This window comes from Moorena sp. SIO3I6 (genome assembly GCF_010672095.1).
This window is the reverse complement of sequence record NZ_JAAHHU010000799.1, coordinates 1-2,181: the sequence shown is the minus strand read 5'-3', so window position 1 is coordinate 2,181 and position 2,181 is coordinate 1. Positions and strand designations below refer to the sequence as shown.

At 43.0% G+C, this 2,181-nt stretch carries 1 protein-coding gene and 1 pseudogene; both read right to left on the bottom strand.

The window, feature by feature from the left end:
* Positions 1–1,087 (bottom strand): transposase (locus tag F6K49_RS42880; protein ID WP_293107656.1); only part of this gene is annotated, 1,087 nt, incomplete at its 3' end.
* Positions 1,088–1,576: 489 nt separating this feature from the next.
* Positions 1,577–2,181: pseudogene (locus F6K49_RS42875) on the bottom strand (hypothetical protein); the annotation flags it as partial.

Genomic DNA, 2,181 nt, shown 5'->3' with positions numbered 1-2,181 from the left:
TCCCACAATGAGAACAGGAATGGGTGCGGTCTTTTAGTTTTTTGGGAACTTTCTCCCCGCAGTTAGAACAGTTCTGGCTAGTATTCCTGGGATTTACTGCTTTCGTTACCAACCCAGCATTTAAGGCTTTGGTTGATAAAATCGACAGAAATTGACCCCACCCAGCATCTAGAACCGACTTAGCCATTTTGGTCTTGGCTAGACCTTTGATATTTAGTTTTTCGTGAGCCACCAGATCATGATTATCTAGTAGTTCTTTGGCTGTTTTGAAATGAAAGTCTTTTCTGGTATCTGCTACTTTTTTATGAGCTTTTCCCAGTTTGGTTACAGCCTTTTTTCTATTGTTGCTGCCCTTCTTAGATCTGCTAACAGCTTTCTGGACTTTCTTAAGTCTTTTTTGAGCCTTTCGGTAATACTGTGGAATCGGTACATCAGTTCCATCAGACTTTATCAAAAACGACTTAAGACCCATATCAATACCGATGGGGTTTGACACTTCTTCGATCGGAATTATCTTAGGAACAGTATCATCTTGGAGAGACAGAGTCACGTAATAACCATCGGCTTTTCGGGTTACCGTGGCTGTTTTAATCTTAAATCCAGTAGGTATTGGCCTGTGGTAGACCATTTTTACCCATCCAAACTTAGGGAGATTCAACCGATTCCCATTAACAGGATTCTTAGAAAAAGCCGAAAAAGTCAAAGACCGGTATCTGTTCTTGCCTTTGAATCTAGGTCTTCCACTTCGTTTGCCACTAGAATCCCCTTTTAGGTACCTTTTAAAGGCTAAATCTACTCGTTTGACACAATCCTGTAAAACAGGAGCATGGATGCCCTTGTACCAAGGTCTATTCTTTTTGAGCTGAGGCAAAGTTCGCTTTTGCGAGTAGTAATCAGGATTGTCCCTAAGTTCTGGAAGGTGACAAACAAGCGGGCAAGCATTGATTGAACAACGGTTTTGCTCATACCACGCAAACCTATCGGCTAGCAAATAGTTATATTGACAGCGCAACATATCCAACCATCGCTCTAGTTCGACCTCTTGGTTTTTGGTTAACCTTAATCGGTATTGGTAAGCAGTTCTGATAATACTTGCCTCACTGTTTATCGACCTACTATCATTATACTATACCGCTAGTCAAAACGCCAGTCATATTGAAAACAATAAAAATGACAATTAGACTTACTGATTTTGAAAAAAGACAGTTGGAGCAAGAAGCAGCAACGTTGAGGAATGTCTCAGTCATCAGTACTCAGAAGTTTTATAGCTCGTCTCCCTTATCCAGAAGACTCTGTGCAAAATTCATCCCACACTCATGCTGCGCATGTTCGTTGTGGGGCTTCTTTTGCCGAAAGCTAAGAATTTTGGCTTCAGTTCCAAGTGATTCGGGTGAAATAGCTGTACTCGGAGCAGTCATGGGTTGAGGCAGTTATAGCGCTACGCGCAAGGCAAAAGGCAAGAGGCAAAAGGCAAGAGGCTTGCATACAAAAGGCATGCAATAGCGATGCAGTAAGGGAACAGGGGGTTTAACCCAAAGCGCGACTAAATCAAGAAGCGATCGCATTTATCCCCAGCCTAACAATTTACCTTGAGCTGATTGATTTCGTTGAGTTTCAATTGACTTAAACAGTCTCGCGCTATAACTTTCACCTGTTCATAATTCAACTTCCCTTGACCATTGCGCGGCAAAGATTCTACCGCTACCCAATCCTTAGGACACTTGAATTTACTCAAATTCCCCTCTACGTTCTGTTGCACCATCGCAACAGAAACCTGATCGGAACTAGGCACAAAAACAGCGGTTACCACTTGACCCCAATAGTCATCCGGTAAGCCAATCACACAAACATCACTAACCAGCCCTGTGCCACGAATTACCTGTTCTACCTCAGCGGGAAACACATTTTCACCACCGCTAATAATTTTGTTACTGCGACGGCCAACAGTATATAAGTAACCCTGTTGATCGAAATAGCCTAAATCGTCCGATTGTAGCGTTTGGAGTCTGTTTCGAGATTTACTTACCTCAGACTCTAGGGCGAGATTTGTGCTAGCGCTATAGTATCCATAGAATAAGGACTCTGCCTCAATAGTAATCACACCGGTAGAGAGCGCCTCCACGATTTCTCCAGTACCATTGCGAATCGTCACCTTGGCATGGGGTAACACCTGACCACAAC